Annotated in this window: 20 protein-coding genes; 5 read left to right on the top strand and 15 right to left on the bottom strand. The window is 67.3% G+C overall.

Annotated features, from left to right (window positions below; translation table 11 throughout):
* Positions 1-38: 38 nt before the first annotated feature.
* Together AC1D1A_RS14010 and AC1D1A_RS14005 are read left to right on the top strand one after the other, a co-directional pair.
* Entirely contained in the window at positions 39-1,001 is a 963-nt protein-coding gene (locus AC1D1A_RS14010) for a LysR family transcriptional regulator (RefSeq protein ID WP_476947965.1), read from the top strand.
* Positions 1,002-1,074: 73 nt separating this feature from the next.
* Positions 1,075-1,857 (top strand): SDR family NAD(P)-dependent oxidoreductase, encoded by a 783-nt coding sequence (locus tag AC1D1A_RS14005; RefSeq protein ID WP_476857615.1) that lies wholly within the window; start codon positions 1,075-1,077, stop codon positions 1,855-1,857.
* Positions 1,858-1,875: 18 nt separating this feature from the next.
* On the opposite strand, the gene AC1D1A_RS14000 is transcribed toward AC1D1A_RS14005, so the two are convergent.
* The 9 genes from AC1D1A_RS14000 to AC1D1A_RS13960 all read right to left on the bottom strand — a co-directional run bounded on the left by AC1D1A_RS14000 (position 1,876) and on the right by AC1D1A_RS13960 (position 10,557).
* A complete protein-coding gene (locus tag AC1D1A_RS14000; protein WP_230008665.1) occupies positions 1,876-2,652 on the bottom strand; it encodes an SDR family oxidoreductase in 777 nt (258 codons plus the stop codon).
* Position 2,653: 1 nt separating this feature from the next.
* Positions 2,654-3,652, bottom strand: coding sequence for a fumarylacetoacetate hydrolase family protein (locus AC1D1A_RS13995; RefSeq protein WP_476947964.1), 999 nt, complete (start codon positions 3,650-3,652; stop codon positions 2,654-2,656).
* A gap of 10 nt (positions 3,653-3,662) precedes the next feature.
* Positions 3,663-4,736, bottom strand: a complete 1,074-nt coding sequence (locus tag AC1D1A_RS13990; protein WP_476849706.1) for an amidohydrolase family protein — start codon at positions 4,734-4,736, stop codon at positions 3,663-3,665.
* The gene (locus AC1D1A_RS13985; protein ID WP_476849705.1) at positions 4,733-5,857 is read right to left on the bottom strand and encodes an FAD-dependent monooxygenase; all 1,125 of its coding nucleotides are present in this window, start codon (positions 5,855-5,857) and stop codon (positions 4,733-4,735) included. The genes AC1D1A_RS13990 and AC1D1A_RS13985 overlap by 4 nt, the downstream gene beginning before the upstream one ends.
* Before the next feature lie 61 nt (positions 5,858-5,918).
* A complete protein-coding gene (locus AC1D1A_RS13980; protein WP_028275798.1) occupies positions 5,919-6,962 on the bottom strand; it encodes a cyclase family protein in 1,044 nt (347 codons plus the stop codon).
* Positions 6,959-7,921 (bottom strand): fumarylacetoacetate hydrolase family protein, encoded by a 963-nt coding sequence (locus AC1D1A_RS13975; RefSeq protein ID WP_476871427.1) that lies wholly within the window; start codon positions 7,919-7,921, stop codon positions 6,959-6,961. Before AC1D1A_RS13975 ends, AC1D1A_RS13980 begins: the two co-directional genes overlap by 4 nt.
* Before the next feature lie 6 nt (positions 7,922-7,927).
* Positions 7,928-8,947: a VOC family protein gene (locus AC1D1A_RS13970; RefSeq protein WP_476947963.1), complete on the bottom strand. Its 1,020-nt coding sequence runs from the start codon at positions 8,945-8,947 to the stop codon at positions 7,928-7,930.
* Positions 8,948-9,158: 211 nt separating this feature from the next.
* On the bottom strand, positions 9,159-10,379 hold the full coding sequence (locus AC1D1A_RS13965; protein ID WP_476947962.1) for an ROK family transcriptional regulator: 1,221 nt from the start codon (positions 10,377-10,379) through the stop codon (positions 9,159-9,161).
* A gap of 10 nt (positions 10,380-10,389) precedes the next feature.
* On the bottom strand, positions 10,390-10,557 hold the full coding sequence (locus AC1D1A_RS13960) for a hypothetical protein (protein ID WP_476871425.1): 168 nt from the start codon (positions 10,555-10,557) through the stop codon (positions 10,390-10,392).
* A 209-nt stretch (positions 10,558-10,766) separates the two neighbouring features.
* Between AC1D1A_RS13960 and xylA the strand changes: the two genes are divergently transcribed.
* Both xylA and xylB read left to right on the top strand, forming a co-directional pair.
* Positions 10,767-11,957, top strand: a complete 1,191-nt coding sequence (gene xylA, locus AC1D1A_RS13955; RefSeq protein ID WP_476947961.1) for a xylose isomerase — start codon at positions 10,767-10,769, stop codon at positions 11,955-11,957.
* Between the two features lie 19 nt (positions 11,958-11,976).
* Complete coding sequence (gene xylB, locus AC1D1A_RS13950) at positions 11,977-13,491, top strand: xylulokinase (protein ID WP_476947960.1); 1,515 nt, start codon at positions 11,977-11,979, stop codon at positions 13,489-13,491.
* A 162-nt stretch (positions 13,492-13,653) separates the two neighbouring features.
* Here the strand turns inward: xylB and AC1D1A_RS13945 are convergent, their stop codons facing one another.
* From AC1D1A_RS13945 to AC1D1A_RS13920, 6 genes are all read right to left on the bottom strand, one after another.
* On the bottom strand, positions 13,654-14,490 hold the full coding sequence (locus tag AC1D1A_RS13945) for a hypothetical protein (protein ID WP_476947959.1): 837 nt from the start codon (positions 14,488-14,490) through the stop codon (positions 13,654-13,656).
* A 217-nt stretch (positions 14,491-14,707) separates the two neighbouring features.
* On the bottom strand, positions 14,708-16,030 hold the full coding sequence (locus AC1D1A_RS13940) for an MFS transporter (RefSeq protein WP_476947958.1): 1,323 nt from the start codon (positions 16,028-16,030) through the stop codon (positions 14,708-14,710).
* The gene (locus AC1D1A_RS13935) at positions 16,027-17,157 is read right to left on the bottom strand and encodes a sugar phosphate isomerase/epimerase family protein (RefSeq protein ID WP_476947957.1); all 1,131 of its coding nucleotides are present in this window, start codon (positions 17,155-17,157) and stop codon (positions 16,027-16,029) included. The genes AC1D1A_RS13940 and AC1D1A_RS13935 overlap by 4 nt, the downstream gene beginning before the upstream one ends.
* A gap of 66 nt (positions 17,158-17,223) precedes the next feature.
* Positions 17,224-18,714, bottom strand: a complete 1,491-nt coding sequence (pdxR, locus tag AC1D1A_RS13930; RefSeq protein ID WP_476857603.1) for a MocR-like pyridoxine biosynthesis transcription factor PdxR — start codon at positions 18,712-18,714, stop codon at positions 17,224-17,226.
* A gap of 151 nt (positions 18,715-18,865) precedes the next feature.
* Positions 18,866-19,567 (bottom strand): SCO1664 family protein, encoded by a 702-nt coding sequence (locus tag AC1D1A_RS13925; protein ID WP_476947956.1) that lies wholly within the window; start codon positions 19,565-19,567, stop codon positions 18,866-18,868.
* A gap of 43 nt (positions 19,568-19,610) precedes the next feature.
* Complete coding sequence (locus tag AC1D1A_RS13920) at positions 19,611-20,285, bottom strand: MSMEG_4193 family putative phosphomutase (protein ID WP_476849698.1); 675 nt, start codon at positions 20,283-20,285, stop codon at positions 19,611-19,613.
* Positions 20,286-20,433: 148 nt separating this feature from the next.
* On the opposite strand from AC1D1A_RS13920, the gene AC1D1A_RS13915 reads away from it, so the two are divergent.
* Positions 20,434-21,822 (top strand): sigma 54-interacting transcriptional regulator, encoded by a 1,389-nt coding sequence (locus AC1D1A_RS13915; RefSeq protein WP_476849697.1) that lies wholly within the window; start codon positions 20,434-20,436, stop codon positions 21,820-21,822.
* Positions 21,823-21,835 lie beyond the last annotated feature (13 nt).

The following is a 21,835-nucleotide window of genomic DNA, read 5'->3' as shown; positions in this document are numbered from 1 at the left end:
TGGCCGGGCTGACGTCGAGGCACGGATAACCTGTGGGTATGAAGAACCTGGACCTCAACCTGCTGCCCCAGCTGCAGGTCCTGCTGGAACTGCGGAATATCTCCCGGGCAGCCGAGAGGCTCCAGCTCAGCCAGCCGGCCACCAGCGCCGCAATGGCCAGGCTCCGGCGCCATTTCGACGACGAACTCCTGGTGCGGAACGGCCGCGCCTATGACCTCACGCCCTTCGCACAGTCCCTGGTCCCGCTGGTTGATGAAGCCATGCTTCACATCCAGCGGGCCACGCGGGTGCGGTCCGGCTTCGACGCCGGCACGAGCGAGCGGGAGTTCATTATCGCCGCCTCGGATTACGCGGCGGCCCTGATCGTGGGGCCGCTGCGGGGGATACTGCGCGAGGAGGCCCCCGGAGTGTCGGTGGATTTCGTTCCCACAGCCAAGTCCGGGATCCAGGGCCAGATGGCCGACTACTCAAAAATCGACCTGCTCGTCGGGCCCACGGGATACCAGATGCAGGGAGCCAGCAAGCAGCTGTTCCGGGACAGCTTTGTTGCTGTGGCTGACACCGGAAATCCCCTGCTCCAGCGGCCCCGGCTCACCGTGGAGGACCTGGCCACCGTTCCCCACGCCGTCGGCTATTTCGGTGAGGGAATCAGCACCCCGGCGGACAAGCTGTTCGAATCGCGAGGTATTCAGCGCCGCGTGGCGGCTGTGGTGGCCGGGTTCCTGCCCCTGCCACTCCTGGTGGAAGGGACAGACCTCGTGGCGCTCGTCCCCGGGATGCTGGCAGCACGGGCCCAGCGCGGCGCGGATATCGTTGTGCTGGGGTTCTCCGAAGGCGCTGAAGCGTCCCTCGTGGAAGCGATGTACTGGCACCCGTCCCAGGCGGAGGACCCTGCCAGCGTCTGGCTGCGTTCCGTGGTCCAGCGGGCCTGTTCGCGGCTGCACGAACTCTTCCCCATCACCGCGCACCCGGTAACTATCCACGCGGCGGATACCACCTAGAACCAAAGCGCCGTTCCCCATCCGGACCATCCCTGCGAAAGTCGAAGAAACGTACTTTCGAAAGGGATCCCCCATGCCTGTCTCCAGCCAGCGCCTCGACGGCAAGACCGCCGTCATCACCGGAACGGCCAGCGGCCAAGGCAGGGCGGCGGCGCTCGCCTTCGCCGAGGCGGGCGCCGTGGTGGTGGGCTGTGACATGGACGACGACGGCGCCGCGGCCACCGTCCGCCAGGTCACCGCCGCCGGGGGCCGGATGAGCAGCAGCCGGGTTGACCTCACAGACGAGGCCGCTGTGGCGGCATGGGCGCAGGACGTAGCCGCAAACCACGGCCAGGTGCACATCCTGTATGCCAACGCGGCGGTCACCCGCTTCGCCCCGGTGGAGCAGCTCACGTTTGCCGACTGGAAGTGGAATGTCGAACACGAGATGGATGTGGTGTTCCTGCCGGTCAAATACTTCTGGCCACAACTGATCCGGGTGCGGGACGCCGCCATCGTGCTGGTGGGATCCACGGCAGGAGTTACCGGTTCCATGACCAACGGCCGGCTGGCCCACACCGCCACGAAGGGGGCCGTGGTGGCCATGACCAGGCAGCTCGCGGCCGAAGGGGCTCCGCATGGACTCCGCGTCAATACTGTCAGCCCCGGAATGATCCGCACCGCAGCGACCGAGGGCAACCTCCTGGCCGCCGACCACCCCATGCGGTCCATCGCCGGCAGCATCCCGTTGGGCCGGATCGGCACGCCGGAAGAAGTGGCCAAATGCGCGCTGTTCCTGGCCTCCGACGAAGCGTCATACGTGACGGGCGCCAACCTGATGGTCGACGGCGGCTGGTCGGCCGTGCTGCCGGGCTAGTTGGAATCGTGCACCGCGTCAGCGCATGGCGTCGGAGACAGACTTTGCTCCGCCGTGGCCCGACTGGCCGCCGTCCACCGGGATCTCGGCGCCGGTCACGAAGGACGAGAGCGGGCTGAGGAGGAACAGCACGACGCCGGCCACTTCCTCCACGCTTCCAGTGCGGCCCAGCGGGGTCTCGGCCAGGGTGGCCTGCCTGAATTCCGGCTTAGCGCTCGCCGTCATGGGCGTTTCGATGAAGCCCGGATGGACAGTATTAACGCGGATCCCCCGCGGGCCGAGTTCCATGGCCGCCACCTGCGAGAGGCCCCGCAACGCCCACTTGCTGGCGGTATAGGCCACCGGATAGTGCGCGGTCAGGCCTGCGACGGAACCGACATTGACGATGGATGCGGCACTGCCCATCAGCGGTGCGAGCGCCTGGATCCCCAGCAAGCTTCCGGCGACATTGACTTCATAGACGCGCTGCAGGTCAGCCACAGAGGCATCCAGCAACCGGCTCCGCTGGGTGATGCCCGCATTGTTGACCAGCCCGTCCACCTGCCACCCCTGGGACTCGATCCAGGAAGCGAGATCGGACCAGCCGGAGGCATCGCTGACGTCCAGCTGCCGGTACACCAGCGCACCGGCCGAAGACGATGACACGGCGGCCAGCTCGGCCGGTATGTCCGCTGCGAGGTCTGTGGCAATGACGCGGGCCCCGGCCTCCACCAGCATGCGCGCCTCGGCAGCGCCCTGGCCCTGGCCAGCGCCGGTGACCACCACGGTCCGGCCATCGAGCTGAAGGGAGAGCACCCTAGATACCGGACGTAACCGCAGCGGCAACCCGGTTGCGCGGACGCTGCCGGGCACGCACCAGAGTCCCGGCGTTACGGCGTTCACCTACCGTGTTCTCTATGGTCCCGATGCCTTCCACCGTCATGCGGACCATGTCTCCCGTCTTCAGCGGCGGGGGAGTCTTCGCGCCGTTCCGTCCCCAGAGCTCCGCGAGGCAACCGCTGCCGCAGGTGCCGGAGCCCAGCACATCGCCGGGCCGGACCACGGAGTCCTGCGAGGCGTAGGCCACTAGCTCGGCGAACGGCCAACCCATATTGGACAGCAGGTCCTGGCCGATGGCTTTCCCGTTGACTTCCACGGCCATGGAGATCGGCAGGAACCCCTCGGCGTCGTGCAGGTCCTCGAACTCATCCGCGGTGACAATCCAAGGCCCCAGCGTATTGGCGAAGTCTTTGCCCTTGCACGGCCCCAGGCTGACTCTCATCTCCCGGCGCTGCAGGTCCCGCGCCGACCAGTCGTTGAGGACGGTGTAGCCGAAAATGTGCCGGTGCGCCTCCGCTGCAGTCAGGTTCCGGCCGTCGCTTCCGGGGACGCGCCCGACGACGGCGGCTACCTCGGTCTCGAAGTCCAGGTCCTCGCAGCCCGCCGGAATACCAATCACCTCGCCGGTGCCGGTCACCGTATGCGGGTTGGTGAAGTAAAAGGTGGGCGCCTCGTACCATTCGGGCACCACGCCGGCCACGCCGTCGATGCTTTTCCGCACGCCTTCGACGTGTTCCTCGAACGCGACAAAATCCCGGATGGTGGCGGGCGCCAGTGGGGCGAGCAGCCGCACGTCCGCCAGCGGAACGGCCGGGCCAGACCCGATGATCCGCCGGGCCAAACCCAGGGTCTCCTCGAGCCCTGCTTCCAGGAGTGTCTGGACCGTGTGGCCTGCGGGCAGGGCGTAGCAGGTACCGCCGTCAACGAAGCCGGACTGCGTCCCGCCGTCGTGGTTCCAGCGAGCAATCTTGACCATAACAACGTCCTTAGGCTGTGCGGCGGGCGGCGAGGAGGGAAGCGGGCGTGATGCCCAGGGCAGCGGCGTTGCCGGACAGCACCCTGGCCTCGTCCTCGGCGGAAAGCCGCGCCTCGATGACCTCGGCCGCGGGGCGGTCGGAGCCCATGTCGAACGGGTAGTCCGAGCCGAGCAGCACCTGCCCCGGGCCAGCGGCGGCCACGAGCGCCCGCAGTTCAGCCGGGCTGTGGACCAGGGAGTCGAAGAACAGCTTCTTCACATACGACGACGGTGGCTCAGCACAGCCGCGTGCCTCCGGCCGGACCCTCCAGGCATGGTCGGAGCGGCCAAGGCTGGTGGGAAGGTAGCCGCCGCCGTGCGCGGCCAGAACCAACAGGCTCGGGTGCCGGTCCAGGACACCGCTGAAGATCAGGTGGGACAGGGCCACCGCGTTTTCCGCGGGCTGGGAGACGGTGTTGGCGAGGTAGAAGCGGTCCAGCCGCTCGTCCAGCGAGCAGCCGAACGGGTGCAGGAAGACCAGGGCACCAAGCTCCTCGGCCCGGCTCCAGAACGGTTCCAGCCTGGGGTCGGACAGCTCAACGGTGCTGCGCTCCGGGTCGGCGGGGGTGGCGGCGAACGAGCCGATTTCCACGCCTAGCAACCCGCACTCCAGCATGGCGTGTTCCAGGGCTTCGACCATCAAGGAAGGATGCTGCAGCGGGACCAGGCCCAGGCCGTTCAGCCGTTCCGGGGCGCGGTCCACGAACTCCCGCACCGCCTGGTTGGCGGCCCTGGCAACCTGCAGGGCCAGCTCTTCCGCGGCGAAATAGTAGAAGTGCGACGGCGACGGCGAGACGAGCTGCACGTCCACGCCTTGGGCATCCATGTCCGCAAGACGGCGGTCCAGGTCCGTCAGCTGCGGCCAGCGCTCCTTGATCATCTTTCCCGAAGCGGCCATCGACTCTGGTCCGTTGCGCCGGCCTTCCAGAGCCTGTTGAGCGCCGAAGCCCTCGGGATCAGCTTCGGCCACCAATTGCTGCAGGGCCGGAAGCAGGATGTGGGCGTGGACGTCCACTGTGGGTCTTTCAGCAGGGCCGGTGCTCATGCGGGCTCCCTAACCAAGCTGGAGACTGAATGCATCAGGCCCGGCACATTGGCGTCCCGGACGCCGTCGAGCATCCACTGGCCCAGCTGGACGGAGGCGTCGACCACTGCTTTTGCCCGGTCCAGTCGGCGGTCGGCGAACTCTTTCCAGAGTGTCTCGGTGATCTCGTCGGCGCCGATCAGGAGCTCGGCCAGCACGGCTGCGTCTTCCATTGCCATGGCAGCACCTTGCGCGATGGTTGGCGGGCAGCTGTGGGCGGCGTCGCCGATGATGACGGTGCGGCCGCGGTTCCACGGCCCGTCCACCAGGTGGGTAGTGAACCACGTGTAGTTGATACGGGCGCTCTGGTCCAGGTTGGCGCGGATCTCGTTCCATGGGCCGCCGTAGGCTGCGGCGAGTTCGGCCATAATGCGCGGGCCGTCCTCGTGTTTGCGCTCCTGGGCCCTTTCCACGAGGTAGGCATAGATGGTGTCAGGGCCGGTGGGGCAGTAGCCGGCAATAAAGCAAGGGCCGCCGTACGTCAGGTCGGTGCGGACCACGTCCTGCGGCCGTTCCACGAACGCGCGCCAGATGCCCATGCCCGTGGACCGGGGTTCAACATCGATGCCGATGGCCTTGCGGACAGCTGAGTGCAGGCCGTCGGCGCCGATCAGGAGGTCGTAGCGGTCGGTGCCGCCGTCGGAGGTGCTCACGGTGACGGAACCGCCGTCGTCCGTTATTTCGGCGACCGTCTTGCCGTAGCTGATCCGTGCGCCTGCCTGCCCGGCACGCTCGCGGAGGATGGCGGTGAGGTCGGGGCGGTACATGCCCAGGGTGGCTGGGAGGTCGTCGCCGCCGGTCCGCATGTCATCCAATACGGCGATGACGGTGCCGGCGGGGTCCGGGGCGCGCAGGCCGAGGGTGCTGAACGCGTAGCCCTTCGCCTCGATTTGCTCCCAGACGCCCAGCTGGCGGAGGACCCGCAGGGCGTTCCCCTGCAATGTGATTCCAGAGCCAAGGGTTTGCGGGGCATCGGCCTTCTCCAGGATTTCAACCTGGATTCCCGCGTCGGCCAGCAGGATGGCGGCGGTCAGCCCCGCGGCTCCCGCCCCGACGATTCCGACGTTCTGTACTGCTGCCATCGCTGACTCCTTTGTATTGACGGCCTGACTGATGATGGTTGTGGTGCTGTTGTACTGAAAGCTACCGGAGGGCGATCGGGTTGACGGGCGATCCGACAGCGCCGGTAATGGGCAGGGGCGCCGCGGTGAGCAGGAAGTCGTACCTGCCGTCTGCCGCGCAAGCCTCCGCGAGGCCGTCCGGGTCCCACATTTCGCCGAGGAACAGCCCAAGGTTGGGGATGGCGATCTGGTGGAGGGGCTGGAAGGCGCCGTCGAACTCGTTGGGCCGGACCTCGAAACCCCATGTGTCCGTGGCGATCCCCGCGATTTCACTGCGGTGAAGCCAGGGTGCGGTGCTGAAGGACAGCCCCGGGGCTGAGCCGCCGGCGTAGTCGCCCCAGCCGTCGCGGCGCACCCGGGTGTGCTGTCCGGTGCGGATCACCAGGATGTCGCCCCGGCCAACCTTTGAGCTGGGGCCCTGCAGGTCGATGGTCCGCTGGAGGTGTTCGGGGGTGATGGCGAAACCGTCCGGCAGCTCGCCGTCGTTCCTTCCCAGTTCGGGTCCGAGCGCGCGGCCGACGTCCAGCAGGACGCCGCGGGTGACGATCTTGGCCGCGGCGGTTTCGATGCCGGTGACCAGGTCGCCTTCGGAGGTGACCACGTCCCCTGCGGCGCGGCCGTTCCAGGCCTTGCCCTGGTCGAAGATGTGGCCGAGGCCGTCCCACTGGGTGGAGCACTGCAGCGGCATGGCAATGACGTCGTCCGCGCCGCCGAAGCCGTGCGGGAAGCCCTGGTTGCCGCGTTCGGCGTCCACCCCGGTGTCGGTCATGGTGTGGACAGGGTTGGTGCGTCGCCGCCAGCCCTTCTGCGGGCCGTTGGTGTCGAACGGCTGGGACAGCGAGAAGGCCTCGCCCGTCTTTACCAGGGCTGCTGCTTCAATGCGCTTGTCCGCGTCGATGAAGTTCAGGGTCCCAAGGACGTCGTCCTGGCCCCAGCGGCCCCAGTTGTTGTGGGATTCGGCCATGGCGCGGATGCTGCCGAGCGGATCGTCACGCCGGATGACCGGGGAATCGGTGGCTGATTCCCCGGTGCCGGTGGTGGTTGGTGCTGTGTCCTGGCTGGTCACTGCTGGCTGCCTTCAGTGACAACTTCGTCCTTGCAATGGATGAGCTGGGTGCCCAGGCCCGTAATGGTGCCCTCCATGACGTCGCCGTCCTGGAGCAGCCTTCCCCAGTGCTGGCCGTTGCCGGCGGGGCTTCCGGTGAGCACCAGGTCTCCCGGGCGCAGCGGCATGATCTGGGAGGCCTCGCTGATCAGCTTGGCGACACCGAAGATCATGTCTGAGGTGGACTCGTCCTGCATGGCCTTGCCGTTGAGCTTCAGCGTGACCTGGACGTCCTGCGGGTCGCCGAAGAACTTGGCGGGTACCAGCAGCGGTCCGGTGGGCAGGAAGCCGGGGGCGTTCTTGGCGCGGTACCAGTCCGAGCCGATCGCCGGCATGTCCTTGCGGAACACGTACTCACGGGTTGTGATGTCGTTGACCATGGTGTAGCCGAAGACGTAGTCCAGGGCTTCCTCGGGGGTGACCCGGAACGCCGTCCTGCCGATCACCGCGGCCAGTTCAAGTTCCCAGTCGTGGGACTTGGAGTAGGCAGGAAGAGTGAGGTCGTCCGTGGCGGACGCGATCGCCGTCGGCAGCCCGATGAAGAAGTACGGCGTTCCCTGGCCCGCGCGCTTGTCCATCATCGCGGCGGTCCGGTCCCGGACTTCGTCCTCGTCCTGGCCGGGTTCGCGGTGGGCTGCGGCGAGGTCGATGACGTGCTTGCGGTAGTTGGCGCCGGTCTGAAGGACCTGGACAGGCTCTACCGGGGCGAGGACCTCGATGTCGGCCATCGCCAGGCCGGTGTCCTCGCCGGCCGATGCGGCGATGGCGTCCAGCTGGCTCTCGGTGGTGTCCCAGTGCTCGATCAGTGTATTGATCTCCTCATTCAGGGCCACGACGCGGTCGCCGACCAGCAGGCCCGCGCGGGCCTTGCTGTCACCGGTCTCCTGGAACCGGATGAGTGCATATTGTGTTTCGGCCATGGTGTCCTAGCCCCGTCCCTGCTTGGCGTAGGGGTTCAGGAGGGCTTCCTTCATTTCGGGGGAGGCGCCTTCTTCGGTGGCGGTAAAGCCTTCCGCGGGAGGGAAGGACTCGGTCATGGAGTGCGGCATGGCGCCGTTTTTGTAGAAGTTGTTGGAGCCTTCGGAGGGCTTCCAGGTGTTGGCTTCCCAGTCCGGGACGTAGTTGCGGTATCCGCCGGAGTTGAGCTCGACGCGCAGGCCAGAGGGGTCGCGGAAGTAGAGGAAGTTTTGCTCGCCCACGCCGTGGATGGAGGGGCCGTATTCCATGGCGGTGCCGTTTTCCATCATGACATCCGCGGTGCGGAGCAGGTCTTCGGTGGCGTCCACCCAGAAGGCGATGTGGTTGACGCGTCCCGCGCGGCTGGAGGTGTCCAGGACCACGCCCAGATCGTGGGACTTTTCGTTGGTCGTGAGCACGGAGAAGACGGTGATGGGTGCCTCGTCCAGGTCCACGAAGGCCATGACGCGGAAGCCCAGGGCCTCGTTGTACCACTTGGCGAAGCCTCGGACATCGGAGGAGGCCACGGTGACGTGGTCCAGGAAGCGGGGCGCTGCGGCGTGGCTGCTGCGGCGCTCCGGCCGGTCCGGGTAGGTGGACTCGAAGCCGGGCTCAGCCACGAACTTCTCGACGTCGAAGAAGAGGCGCATGGGGTGGCCGTAGGGGCCGGTGAATTCGTAGGCCTTGCCGTAGCCGTGGCCGCCGGCGGTCCAGCTGCCCTGGACACCGGTTGCTTCGACGCGCTGGGCTGCGGCTGCCAGGGCGGTCTGGGAGTTGGCGCGCCAGGCCATCCGGCCCAGGGAAGCTTCCGGACCTTCGGCGAGGACCAGGCTGTAGCGGTAGTAGTCACCCCAGCAGCGCAGGTAGACGTTGCCGTCCACCCGGTCGACGATGCGCATGCCGAACTTTTCCTCGTAGAACCGTGCCGAGGCTTCGACGTCGGGAGTGGTGATCTCGAGGTGGGCAAGATGGGAGAGGGGAGTTTCCACGTTGAATTCCTTCTAAGTACTGATTGCCTTGAGTGGGGTCGCTGCAGGTCTAGTAACCAGACTGAGGCAAGAGAAGTATTCGGTGAAGAGGCGTTTACTGATGCCACCTATTTGTATGGCAGATAGTTGGCCTGAGGGGTCGATCCGCGCGCAACGCCGTACCGGCTGCTCCGGCTTTTGAACCAGTGTCGGGTGAACCAGTGCCGGGTTCCTAGCCCGCCGCGGGCGCGGTGCGGGTGGTTGTGCCGAGGCCGGCGGGGTCGGCCAGGAACGGGGTAAACGCCAGCTCCGCGGCCCCGATCATCATCAGGTCAGAACCGAGCGCTGCACGGTAGATCTCGACCTGGCCGGCGGGGCCGTCCATTGCCTGGGATAGCAGCACTCCGTCCACAGACTCCGGTGCGAGGGCGTACAGCGTTCCCAGGAAACCGTCCAGGACGATTGCCTCGGGGTTGAAAATGTTCACGGCATTGCGCAGGGCTATGTCCAGGAACATGAGTTGGCGTGCCACTTCGTCGTTCACCTCAGCACTGCTGCTGGTCGCCAGCGCCTTTTCGAGGTCGGCGGTGTCGCCGCGGCTTAGGCCGGCCAGTTCGAGGAGGCGGGACTGGGAGACTTCGGTTTCCAGGCAGCCGGTGGCGCCGCAGTGGCAGCGCTTTCCTTCGGAGCGGACAAAGGTATGGCCGATCTCCCCGGCGTAGCCGGAGGCGCCCCTGAGCAATTGCCCGTCGGAGATGATTCCGCCGCCGATGCCGCTGGCGCCGCCGTTGAGGTAGATCAGGTTCCCCTGCCCGGCGCCGGCGCCGAAAATCAGCTCCGCTTCGGCGCCGAGGGAGGCGTCGTTCGCGGCCTGGCACGGATAGCCGGTGGCTTCGCTCAGCATTCGGGCGACCGGCTCGTTCCGCCAGCCCAGGTGCGGCGCGTGCCGGACCACGCCGTCGTCGCGGTTGACCAGGCCCGGCACGGCCATGCCAATGCCCGTGATCCGGTAGGACGCATCCAGCTCGGAGCGCATCCCGGCGATCACGGCCGATGCGATATTCACCGCTTCCCGGGCGCTCGGAATCCGTTCCGTGTCGAAGCGGATCTTCTTTTGCACCTTCCCCCCGAGACTGACCAGGCCGATAGTGACGGCGTCGATCTCTGGGTTGACTGCCAACGCCGCGACCGACGGGCTCGGATGGACGTTCGGACTCGGCCTGCCGACGTGCCCTTCGCCGGCGGGCGCCGTTTCATAGACCAGGCCCAACGCAACGAGCTGTCCGATCAGCGTCCCGACGGTGGAACGGTTCAGTCCCGTGTGCCGGGTCAGTTGGGCACGGCTGAGGACGCCGTGGTGGTGGACGAGGGAGGTCAGCAGCGACAAATTGTTGCGGCGGGACGGATCCGGCTCCCTCGCCGCCGCGGAAGCAAGAGTACGTGGAGGCATCATCGTGACACTATCAGCGGCCGGCCACCGCGCGGTCCAGGAAGGCGTTGCGGAATTTCTCATCCGAATCCAGCCGGAGGTCTTGCGGTTCCGACGCAGTGCGCGGATGGGTTTCGTAGCTGAGGTTTTCCGGCCAATTGCGTTCGGTCACCATCTGATCAATCACGGTGGGATCCTTCACTCAAGGGCCTCATTGCTTGATCTGCCGGCCAAATTGCTATTATGAACAACTTAACATTCACCCGCCCGCAGCGCCAGAACCGGTTAGCAATTCCTTGCTTGCTGGGGTTGACTCTGCCAAAATTCGTAATATGTTTGGCTCTAGAACAATTCCCTCTGGTTTCCCCGCCAGCCGCGCAACAGCAGCCACAACTACCTTCGGAGCATTCAATGACGATTCAGCCCACCCGTGACGACAAATTTTCCTTCGGCCTCTGGACGGTGGGCTGGGAGGCCCAGGACCAGTTCGGATCGGCCACCCGCCCGCCGCTGGACACGGTCGAGGCCGTCAACAGGCTCAGCGACCTCGGCGCCTACGGCATCACCTTCCACGACAACGACCTCTTTCCCTTCGGCTGCTCCGCCGCTGACCGCCAGCGTGAAATCGACCGGCTGACGGGCGCGCTGAAGTCCACCGGAATGATTGTCCCGATGGTCACCACCAACCTGTTCAGCCACCCCGTCTTCAAGGACGGTGGCTTCACCAGCAACGACCGCGGCGTCCGGCGCTTCGCCCTGCGCAAGGTGCTCGACAACATCGACCTCGCCGCCGAGCTCGGCGCCGAAACCTTCGTCATGTGGGGCGGCCGCGAAGGCAGCGAATACGACGCCGCCAAGGACATCCGCGGCGCCCTGGAACGCTACCGCGAGGCCGTGAACCTGCTGGGCGACTACGTCACTGACAAGGGTTACAACATCCGGTTCGCCATCGAGCCCAAGCCCAACGAACCCCGCGGCGACATTCTGCTCCCCACCCTGGGCCACGCCCTGGCGTTCATCGAAACCCTGGAGCGCCCCGAACTGGTGGGCATCAACCCCGAGACCGGGCACGAGCAGATGGCCGGACTGAACTTCACCCACGGCATCGCCCAGGCGCTCTACCAGGGCAAGCTCTTCCACATCGACCTCAACGGCCAGCGCAGCATCAAGTTCGACCAGGACCTGGTGTTCGGCCACGGCGACCTGCAGAACGCGTTCTCCCTCGTGGACCTGCTCGAAAACGGCGGCCCCGACGGCGGGCCGGCCTACGACGGCCCGCGCCACTTCGACTACAAGCCCAGCCGCACCGAGGACATCGACGGCGTATGGGACTCCGCGGCCGCCAACATGCAGACCTACCTGCTGCTCAAGGAACGCGCCAAGGCCTTCCGCGCCGACCCCGAGGTCCAGGCCGCGCTGCAGTCCTCCCGCGTGGCGGAAATCAACGAACCCACCCTCAACCCGGGCGAAGGCTACGAACAGCTCCGCGCGGACCACGCCTCCTACGAGGACTTCGACGCCGACGCCTACTTCGGCGGCAAGGGCTTCGGTTTCGTGAAGCTGCAGCAGCTCTTCATCGAGCACCTGCTCGGCGCCCGCTAAGACCGTGACGGCTGCTTCCATGAACCTTGCTGCCGGCGTCGACTCCTCCACCCAAAGCTGCAAAGTGGTGATCCTCGACGCCGGCACCGGAACGCTGGTCCGCGAGGGCCGGGCCGCCCACCCGGACGGAACCGAAGTCCACCCGGATCACTGGTGGCGGGCCTTGTCAGCGGCGTTCGACGACGCCGGCGGGCTGGCGGACGTCAGTGCGCTCTCGGTGGGGGGCCAGCAGCACGGCATGGTGCTGCTGGACCACGACGGCAACGTGGTGCGCCCGGCGCTGCTGTGGAACGACACCCGATCGGCGTCGGCAGCGGCCGCTCTCACCGACGAAGTGGGGGCGGAGGACTTTGCCCGCAGGACCGGGCTGGTCCCGGTGGCCTCCTTCACCATCACCAAGATCCGCTGGGTCCGGGACCACGAACCGGACCTGGCGGACCGGGTGGCGGCTGTTGCGCTGCCCCACGACTGGCTGACCTGGCGGCTCCGCGGTTACGGCCCGGCAGCAACCAGCCCGCTGGGCCCGGACCTGGACCAGCTCACCACCGACCGCTCCGATGCCAGCGGCACCGGATACTGGAGCCCTTCGGCCGGCGAATACGATCTGGAGCTGTTCAAACTGGCCTTCGGCCGGGACGCCAGGGAGGCCAGCGGGGGTGCCGGGCACCGGGATCCCGGAACCGTGATTCTGCCGCGGGTGCTCGGCCCCGGGGACGCCGCCGGGGCGGTCCACCCCGACTGTTTCGGTTCCGGCACAGCGGAATTGGCTGGCCCGGCCGGACCCGGGCACCGCATTCTCCTTGGTGCCGGCGCCGGGGACAACGCGGCCGGCGCCCTGGGTCTGGGGGCCGAACCCGGGGACGTGGTGGTGTCCGTCGGCACCAGCGGCACGGTGTTCTCGGTGGCGTCCCGTGCCGTCGCCGATCCCAGCGGAACGGTGGCGGGCTTCGCGGACGCCAGCGGCGAGTACCTGCCCATCGCCGTCACACTGAACGCCGCGCGCGTGCTCGGCTCCGTGGCAGGCATCCTGGGCGTGGACTTCGACGAACTTGCGCGACTTGCCCTGGGCGCCGAACCCGGCGCCGGCGGCGTGGTGCTCGTGCCCTACTTCGAAGGTGAGCGCACGCCCAACCTGCCCCACGCCAAGGCCAGCTTCCACGGGCTCAGCATTGCCTCCAGCACCAGGAGCAATCTGGCCCGGGCCGCCATCGAAGGCATGATGTGCGGACTGTCCGGCGGGCTGGAAGCCCTGCGGGCGCAAGGGAGCCCCGCAACACGGCTCCTGCTGATCGGCGGCGCCGTGCAGAACCCCGCGGTGCAGGCCATCGCAGCCCAGGTCTTCGACCTGCCGGTCGTGGTCCCGAGCCCGGGGGAGTACGTGGCCCGGGGTGCTGCCGTCCAGGCAGTCTGGGCCTCGAGCGGCAACCGGCCGGATTGGCCGGTCGCGGTGGACGCCGCACCCGCCCCGGACTTCCACCCGGCCATCAGGCAAAACTACCTGCGGGCGAGCAGTCGCGTTGACCCCGGCAACTGAGCCGGAGCTCGTGAATGCCCTTGCTTCAACGCGGCAACGAAATGCCGGCTGACCGCTGAGAATACGGTGGTCCTCGTGGGATGAGCCAGCCGCCACAACACCGCCGCCCGGCCCCGCCGGCCCTAACAGGTTCCTATCGGTCCTTGATCCCTATCATCGCCATTACGGTGCGGGCTGCTCGGCCGATCCCGAATCCGAGGACACCTCGGGCTGCGGGGTCTGTTCGGTTGCGGGGGCAGGCTCCGGGCTCTGGCCGGTTTCGGGGGCGACGTCCGCCGGCGTGGTGTCGCTTGGTGCGCCGGCTCCCGGCACTGCGGTTCCGGCCGAGCCGCTGTCCGTGCCACTGGGGCTACCCTCCGTGGTCAGGCCATCTGTCTTGGTGGCACCTTGCTCGACCTGCCCGGGCACTTGCGCGACTTGCCCGGGTCCATCCTTCACGTCCTTGGTCGATGCATCCGTTTTGTCCGGGACAGTCGGAGTGCCACCCAGGGCCGTGCCCAGCGTCGTCGTGGGGCCAGCCGCACCGTCGATGCTCGACGCCGACGAGACCAGGCTGGAGATGGGCTTATTGGTTCCGAATTCGACTGCAGTGACACCGACCATCGCGATCACGAATGCGGCAGCACTGACCGCCCCGATCTTAATCCAGGTCTTTGGGGTGACCTGCCTCTTCAGCCGGTTGGATTGAGGTCCGTCGCTTTCGGCCGGGGCGCTGGCGGCCAGCACGCCGGCGTCGTCAGCGGGCAGTCCACCCCTGCGTCGCTTTGGGATTTTCGTCATTGCCACGGTGGCGGCCGAACTGAGTGTCCGGGCATACAGGGCGGCGCCCACCGTGGCAACGATGGAGCCGAGTGCGGCGCCAATAAGCGTCCCGGCAACGCCTAGAAAGGACCCCACCAAGGCAGAGGTCACCGCGGCCAACGCCGAGCCAATAGTCTGGGTGCCACTTAGCCCGAGGAGCTGTTTCGGCTTGTCTTCATTAGCGGAGTCTGCAGGCATCTTCAAACACATTTCAGTCAGATAAATGTTACGAACAGATAACTTTACCCTGCCGGCAGGTGGCCCCCGGCTGCCTCGGTAATAATTTGAGACGCTTCTCACGGTAGATCTTCGGCGCCATCCATGCCTCCGACGGCGGCTCGCCCGCGCTGTCCAGCACCTCACCAAAACGGAAGCGGACGACGGCGGGAAGTCCCCGCCGTCGTCCGGTACACGATCAAACCTCGGCCGCAGCCCGTCGGGCCCGGGCGGCTCGCACGAGCCCGCTGGACACGGCCGCTCCCACGAGGGCGAGCGCCGCGAGCACGAGGAACACGATGTGGTAACCGGCGGCTCCCGGATTTGCGTCGAGGATTGTCCCGTAGACGATGAAAGCGAACATCCCTGGTGCATAACCGACCAGGCATGCGATTCCGAAAGCCGTGCCGCTGGTCTCCTCCGGAATCCCGACCTCGTCCATCGGCGCCCAGAACACACCCCGCATAGTGAAGACGATAAGCGAGAACAGCAGGGTCACGATCATCGCCGGGATCTGGCTGCCGGGATCGGCCGGGAGGAGCAGCAGCACCGCCACCACCGGGATCAGGCACAGGAACGCCAACCGGATGTACCGGCTCGCACCCTTGACCACCTTGTCCGCGAGGACTCCGCCGATCGGGCCACCGATGATTTTCAGGCCGTACTGGTTGATGATGCCGTAGGCGCCGACCAGCGCGACAGGCAGCCCGTACACGTAGGTCAAATACGGGATGAAATACGTGAGGCCGCAGTACACGACGTACACCATGAACACGGTGAAGCTCACCCACCACAGCTGCGGCTGCTGCGCGGCACGCCAGATTTCGCCGAGGCCGGCCTTCTGCTTCTTCGCCACGGGCTGCTCGCTCGCCTGCTCGCTCGCCTGCTCGCTTGTCTGATTGCTTGGCTGACTGCGAAGCAGCAGGAACAACAGCACGCCGACGACGACGTCAATGATGGCGTAGAAGGCAATGGCCGCACGGAATCCGCCGGTACCCGAACCGAGCAGGACGAAAATTCCCAGCGCGGAGAACGCCACGGCAGTGTCGACGACGCCGCGACCGCCCTCGAGGAGGCCGAAGAGCCGCCCCTGTTCCTTCGAGCCGCCAAGCTGACGGATGCTCTTCAGCAACGCGGGCCAGACCAGGCAGTCCGAGCACACGGCGAGCAGCGCGAACAGGAGCAGGAGCGTGCTGAAGCCGGGGAACGTGCTGAGGAACAGGCCCAGCGCTCCGGTGCCCACGAGTCCGAGCGGGATGAGGATCCGCGTGGAGAAGCGATCGGCGAGGTAGCCGCCGACGATGAAGAGCGCCGTCGCGACCATCGAGTTGACGCTCAGCAGGGTGCCGATCTCAGTGTGGCTGAGGCCCATTGCCTCCTGCATGGGGACGTAGAACGCGTCCTTGAGGTTGGCGAGCTTGTAGATGGTGCCGCCCGCCATGACGAGCAGAGCGAAGCGGATCCACTTGCTCCAGTCGACGCGGTTCGTGGACTTCCCGGGGGTCTGAGTCAATGTGGTCATCGTGCACCTGCCAGGGACTTCGTTGTGTCGAGCTGCGCGACGGCGATGTCGCGCAGCGAGGCGAGCAGCTCCTTCACGTGGGCCACCTGGTGGTCGGCCCAGCCGGGTTCTGCAGCGAGCAGTTCATCCCGGGTCCATCCGGGCGGGATGCCGGTAGTGCTCAGATCGCGGTACGGGATGAACGGGTCCGCGCCTTCGCCGGCGTGGCGGAAGGCGGGAGCGTAGTAAAGATTTTCCTGTTCGAGGGCCAGGGCGATGACCTGAGGCTCGTCCTCGCCGAGCATCAGGAGCTCGAAGAGCATCCGCGCACCGGGCAAGTCGTCCTCAGGGCTTCCCTGCAGGACACCGCGGTGACCGTATCCGTCTCCCTCGGGAAGAACATGGACCCCTTTCAGGTGAACCTGCAGGATGTGCGGCGCGAGCGCGGAGAGGGCATCCATGGGACGCTCGCAGGCATTGATCATGTTCCCGAAATCGAACATGGCGTGCAGGCGCGGATGGGAGACCCGCCGCAGCAACTCGGCGATCTCGGTGGAGCGCAGTTCCTCGTGCTGCTCGAAGGAGAAGTGCAGATCGTGCTCGTCTGCGAGCACGGCGAGCCGGCGCAGGTCCTGCTCGATCAGTGTCATCACCTGCGAGAGCGTGCCCTCGAAGCGCGAGTAGACGCGGATGTGCCGGACGCCGAGGACCCCCGCGATGCGGACTACCTCGTCCACGTCCGCGCGCAGGGTGGTGCTGATTTCGAGGTGGATCCCCAGACCCAGGTGGCGCGCGCGGTCGGCGAACTCGCGAAGCCTGTTCTCGCTCATCCGGCCCAGGCTCCGCTCCTCGCCGTCGAGGAGGTGGATGCAGGCGCCGGCCAGGCCGTGCCGATGCGCGAAGTCGAGCACGTCATCGGGCCCGTACCCGCCGTAGGTCAGGTTGCCAAGGAGGGCGTAGGCGTGGGCGAACAGAGGGGCGCGGTCGATCCGTTCGATCAGGGTCCGGGCCAGCTCGTCGGTCAGGCGGGGCAGGGAGTCGATCTCCTCTTGGTTGAGGCGGGATCTTAGGAGCGCCTTAAATTGGGCGTCGGCAGGGGGCATCGTTGGCTCCTCGGGAGGCGTGTCAGGGGTGGTGGCGAATGTCACTCATCATTTGTACGCCGGTAATGGATCGCAAAAAAGGTCCATTAAGGCCACAGTCGTTAAGTCCATTCAGGAACCTGCGGCGATGCGCTCCCATCGGTCCCACGCGGCGGCCATCCTGCCGACAGCCTGCGGCATGTGCTCCTCCGCGGTGCCGGCGAACCCGATTAGCAGCGCCGGGGGGAGCTGCCGGGTGAGCCGGTACTCGCCGAGGGGGTAGGTGTACACCCGGCCCGCGGCCAGTCCCCTGGCTACCTCGATATCGTCGACCGGTTCACGGAGCCAACCCATGACGTGCAGGCCAGCGTCGACCGGGGCGGCTTCAATCCTGTGGCTCAACTGGTGATCGATTGCTTCGAGCAGGGCGTCCTGACGTGCCGCGTAGAGACGCCGGGTGCGGCGAAGGTGGGCGTGCAGATGCCCTTCCGACAGGAAGTCCGTGAGGGCCATCTGGAGCACCATCGCGGGCGGGCGCCCAATGACCGATGATGCGGATGCGAACGGCTTCACCAGGTCCTCCGGCAGCACGCAGTATCCGAGGCGGATCGACGGCGCGAGCACCTTGCTGAAGGAGCCCACAGTGATCACCTGCCTGCTCAAATCGAGCCCGAACAGGGTGGGGAGGAATTTCCCGCGGTAGCGCAGCTCGCTGTCGCAGTCGTCCTCGACGATCCAGCTCCCGTTCCGTTGCGCCCACGCGATCCACTCCGCCCTTCGCCCCGGGCTCATCGCAATGCCGAGCGGATGCTGCCGCGCGGGGGTCAGACAGGCCAGGCGTGCCGGAGCCGCGTCGTCGTCCGGGAGGACTGCTCCCTCGTCGTCGACTGGGACGCCTCGGACAGGACAGCCCTGGGACTGGAAGGCGAGCCGTCCGGAGATGTGCCCCGGGTCCTCGACGACGACGGGGTCGCCGGCGTCGAGCAGGAGAACCGCCAGCACGTTGAAGGCCTGCTGCGCACCGGAGGTGACGACCACCTGGTCCGCCGTGCACCCCAGGGCTCTCACGTCGTTGACGTATTCCGCGATCGCTTCCCGCAGTGGGCGGTAGCCGTGGGGATCGCTGTACCCGATCGCAAGCGGATCGGTGCGCCCGGCATGGCGCCCCAACAGGCGTTTCCAGGTCGCCGCGGGGAAAGCCGAGGACGCAACCTGGCTGGCAACGAACGATTCGGTCTCGGCGGGCGCCCACGTGTGCGGCGCCTCGCTGAACAGGTCGGTGCCCCGCGAAGAGGTGGCGGCTCCGCGTTCGGACAGCGGCGGCCGGGACATCGGCCGCTGCGGGGCGGCATCGCTCCACAGGGTGTCGACGTATGTGCCGTCACCCGCACGTGAGCGCAGGAAGCCCTCAGCAGTGAGTTGCTCGAACGCAGACACGACAGTGATCCGCGATACTCCCAGCTCGGTGACGAGTGTGCGGGTCGAGGGCAAGCGGGTTCCGCTCGGCATTGAACCCGTCAGGATCTGGGTGCGCAACTGCGCATACAGCTGCTGGTGCAAAGGCTCAGCCGCTGCGCGGTCGAGCTCAAGTCCGGCCAGCAGTCGGCCACCAGCGCTCTTCATCCCGCGAACCGCGGAGCGGATTTCACCATGGCCCCATTTTACGGGCCCGATTCTAGCTGGCCGTCCGTCCGGACGTTGCGCCAGATGGCGGGATCGTTGGACAGGCCGCGGTCCCCGGCGGCATATCCGAGCCACCCGGACGGGCGGGTGCCTAAACGAGCGGCCAGGGGTAGCGCATGCCGGTGCGGTCAACCGGCAGGACCCGGGCGTGCAGCAGGCGCTGGACGCGGCGCTGCAGGGCGGTGACCTCGTCGTCGTCGAGGAGCCCGGCCACCTCGGGAGGAGCGGCCTCGGCGAGCGGGGCGATGTCCTCGAGCAGGGCATCGGGGATAGGTTCGCCGGCGAAGTCCCAGATCACGGTGCGGAGTTTGAAAGCGGCGGAGAAGCACAGTCCGTGGTCGATGCCCCAGACCCGTCCGTCGTCACCGCGCAGCACGTGCCCGCTCTTGCGGTCGGTGTTGTTGGCGACGTAGTCGAACAAGGCAATCCGCGCCAGGTCGCGGTGTGTCTCTGGGGCGTCCTCGAACAGCGTGAAGTAGTGCTCGCGGAAGTCGCACTCGATGAACCACTGCAGCGACCCGACCCCCAGCGGGGCTTCCTCGCGGATCACGGTCGGCGGGACGAAACCCCAGCCCAGGGACTCGCTGAGCAGGTAGGCGGCGCGTTCCCGCCGGTAGAGGCCGGGCTCGAAATCGGACAGCGGTCGTTCGCCGGCCTCAGGCTTGTAGACCGCATAGGCGGCGTCTTCGCCGCAGGAGACCTGGGCGAGGAACGTCTCGTTGCTGCTGCGCGGGATGCGTCCGAGCAGCTCGACGCGGCCCTCGGCGAGCAGGGTCAGCTCCCGGCCGGACACCGGCTGTCCCGTTTCACTGGCGGTCCCACAGCCTGTCCCGAATTCACGGCGTCCTCAGCCCGCTGAGGGGTTCCGACGTCGAATTCACCATGAGCACGGCGGGTCCCTGGCCGTCCACATAGGAGATGGCGGACACCGAGCCAGGGCTGATGACGATCCGCTGGAAGAGGTCCAGGGGCGTGCCCAGGGCGTGGGCGACGGCGGCCTTGATGGGGTCGGCGTGGGAGAAGCACACGACGACGCCGCCGGGGTGGGCTGTGCGCAGCACCTCAAGCGCTCCAACAATCCGCGCCTGCATTTCCGTGAAGCTCTCGCCCTTCGGGAAACGGAAGGTCGATGGGCTGTGCTGGACTGTCTGCCACGCCCGCAAGCGCGCCAGTTCGGCCAGCGAGGCGCCCGTCCACTCGCCGAAGTCGCATTCGAGCAGGCCGGCATCTTGCTTTACGCCCAATCCGGTGCGGGATGCCGCCGGCTCCGCCGTCTCGCGGGTGCGCTCCAGCGGCGAGGAGTAGATGCCGTCGACCCGAAGTCCCGCGAGCCGTTCCGCGACCCGGTCAGCCTGGTCCCGGCCCCGGTCGGACAGATGCAGCCCCGGTGCCCGCCCCGGCAGCAACCTGCCCGTCGTCGGCGTCTCCCCGTGGCGCACGAGAAGCAGGAGCGTGCCCTGCTGCTCGGGTGAGGGCCCGGCAGATGGTTTCGGCGCGGTTGATGCAGTCATCAAGAATCAGCCTAACGCTCACCGCCTGCCCCGTCCCTCGCAGGCTCGGACCGGGGACCCCGGGCGGCTCTCTTGCACCCCGCCCCAATGCGCAGGAATCTGCAAGAATCCCTCGATTCCCCGCACGATAGAGGTCTACGGTGGAGGAGTGAGTGATCGCCCCGATATCTTCACTGTTGGTGAACTGCGTGCCTCCGGCCACGTCCACAAGGACCTGCGCCGCGAAATCCGCGACAACCTGCTCGCCGCGCTCGCCGCCGGCCGGGATCCCTGGCCCGGGATGTTCGGGTTCAGCCGGACCGTCCTGCCCCAGCTCGAGCGGGCCCTGCTCGCCGGGCATGACGTCGTCCTGCTGGGCGAACGGGGCCAGGGCAAGACGCGGCTCCTGCGCACCCTGGCCGGGCTGCTGGACGAGTGGTCGCCGGTGATCGAGGACTCGGAACTGAACGAACACCCGTACGAACCCATCACGGAGCACTCCCGCGCCCAGGCCCTCACCGAGGGGGACCGGCTTCGGGTGGCGTGGCGGCACCGCTCGGAACGGTACGTCGAAAAACTCGCGACGCCGGACACCTCCGTCGCGGACCTGATCGGCGACGTCGACCCGATGCGGGTGGCCGAGGGACGCCGTCTCGGGGACCCGGAAACCATCCACTACGGCCTGGTCCCGCGCTCCAACCGCGGAATCATCGCCATCAACGAGCTGCCCGACCTGGCCGAGCGGATCCAGGTCTCGATGCTCAACGTGATGGAGGAACGCGACATCCAGATCCGCGGCTACGTGCTGCGACTGCCGCTGGACGTCCTGGTGGTCGCGTCCGCCAACCCGGAGGACTACACGAACCGCGGCCGGATCATCACGCCCCTGCGGGACCGCTTCGGCGCCGAGATCCGCACCCACTACCCGATCGAGCTCGACGACGAGGTCGCCGTCATCCGGCAGGAGGGGCAGCTGGTGGCCGGCGTCCCGCCCGTCATCCTCGAGATCCTGGCCCGCTACACCCGGGCGCTGCGGCAGTCGCCGGCGGTCAACCAGACCTCCGGGGTTTCCGCGCGGTTCGCCATCGCCGGCGCCGAAACCGTTGCCGCGGCGGCCCTGCGCCGGGCCAGCGTGCGCGGCGAAGACGAGGCCGTCGCCCGGATCATCGACCTGGACGCCGCCGTGGACGTCCTCGCCGGGAAGATCGAGTTCGAATCCGGCGAGGAAGGCCGGGAACAGGACGTCCTGGACCACCTCCTGCGCATGGCCACCGCGGAAGCCGTGCGGGCCCACTTCCACGGCCTGGACATGGGCCCGCTCGTGGCCGCGCTCGACGGCCACGCCACGGTCACCACCGGTGAACTGGTCACTGCGCGGGAGTTCCTCCACAACCTGCCGTCCCTCAACGGATCCAGCCTCTACGACGACATCAGTGAGCGCCTGGGCGCGGAAAACGACGGGCAGCGCGCCGCCGCCGTCGAACTTGCACTGGAAGGGCTCTACCTCGCCCGGCGGATCTCCAAGGAGTCCGACGACGAGGAGACGATCTACGGGTAGGCAGCTTTACGGC

Source organism: Arthrobacter sp. P1_B9, assembly GCF_056406495.1.
The sequence above is the reverse complement of the archived record's forward strand: the minus strand, read 5'-3'. Positions and strand labels throughout refer to the sequence as shown.

Coding starts and splice junctions, on each gene's coding strand:
- AC1D1A_RS14010 (WP_476947965.1), top strand. CDS start 39: ATGAAGAACCTGGACCTCAACCTGCTGCCCCAGCTGCAGGTCCTGCTG.
- AC1D1A_RS14005 (WP_476857615.1), top strand. CDS start 1,075: ATGCCTGTCTCCAGCCAGCGCCTCGACGGCAAGACCGCCGTCATCACC.
- AC1D1A_RS13995 (WP_476947964.1), bottom strand. CDS start 3,652: ATGGTCAAGATTGCTCGCTGGAACCACGACGGCGGGACGCAGTCCGGC.
- AC1D1A_RS13990 (WP_476849706.1), bottom strand. CDS start 4,736: ATGAGCACCGGCCCTGCTGAAAGACCCACAGTGGACGTCCACGCCCAC.
- AC1D1A_RS13985 (WP_476849705.1), bottom strand. CDS start 5,857: ATGGCAGCAGTACAGAACGTCGGAATCGTCGGGGCGGGAGCCGCGGGG.
- AC1D1A_RS13975 (WP_476871427.1), bottom strand. CDS start 7,921: ATGGCCGAAACACAATATGCACTCATCCGGTTCCAGGAGACCGGTGAC.
- AC1D1A_RS13965 (WP_476947962.1), bottom strand. CDS start 10,379: ATGATGCCTCCACGTACTCTTGCTTCCGCGGCGGCGAGGGAGCCGGAT.
- xylA (WP_476947961.1), top strand. CDS start 10,767: ATGACGATTCAGCCCACCCGTGACGACAAATTTTCCTTCGGCCTCTGG.
- xylB (WP_476947960.1), top strand. CDS start 11,977: ATGAACCTTGCTGCCGGCGTCGACTCCTCCACCCAAAGCTGCAAAGTG.
- AC1D1A_RS13945 (WP_476947959.1), bottom strand. CDS start 14,490: ATGCCTGCAGACTCCGCTAATGAAGACAAGCCGAAACAGCTCCTCGGG.
- AC1D1A_RS13940 (WP_476947958.1), bottom strand. CDS start 16,030: ATGACCACATTGACTCAGACCCCCGGGAAGTCCACGAACCGCGTCGAC.
- pdxR (WP_476857603.1), bottom strand. CDS start 18,714: ATGAAGAGCGCTGGTGGCCGACTGCTGGCCGGACTTGAGCTCGACCGC.
- AC1D1A_RS13920 (WP_476849698.1), bottom strand. CDS start 20,285: ATGACTGCATCAACCGCGCCGAAACCATCTGCCGGGCCCTCACCCGAG.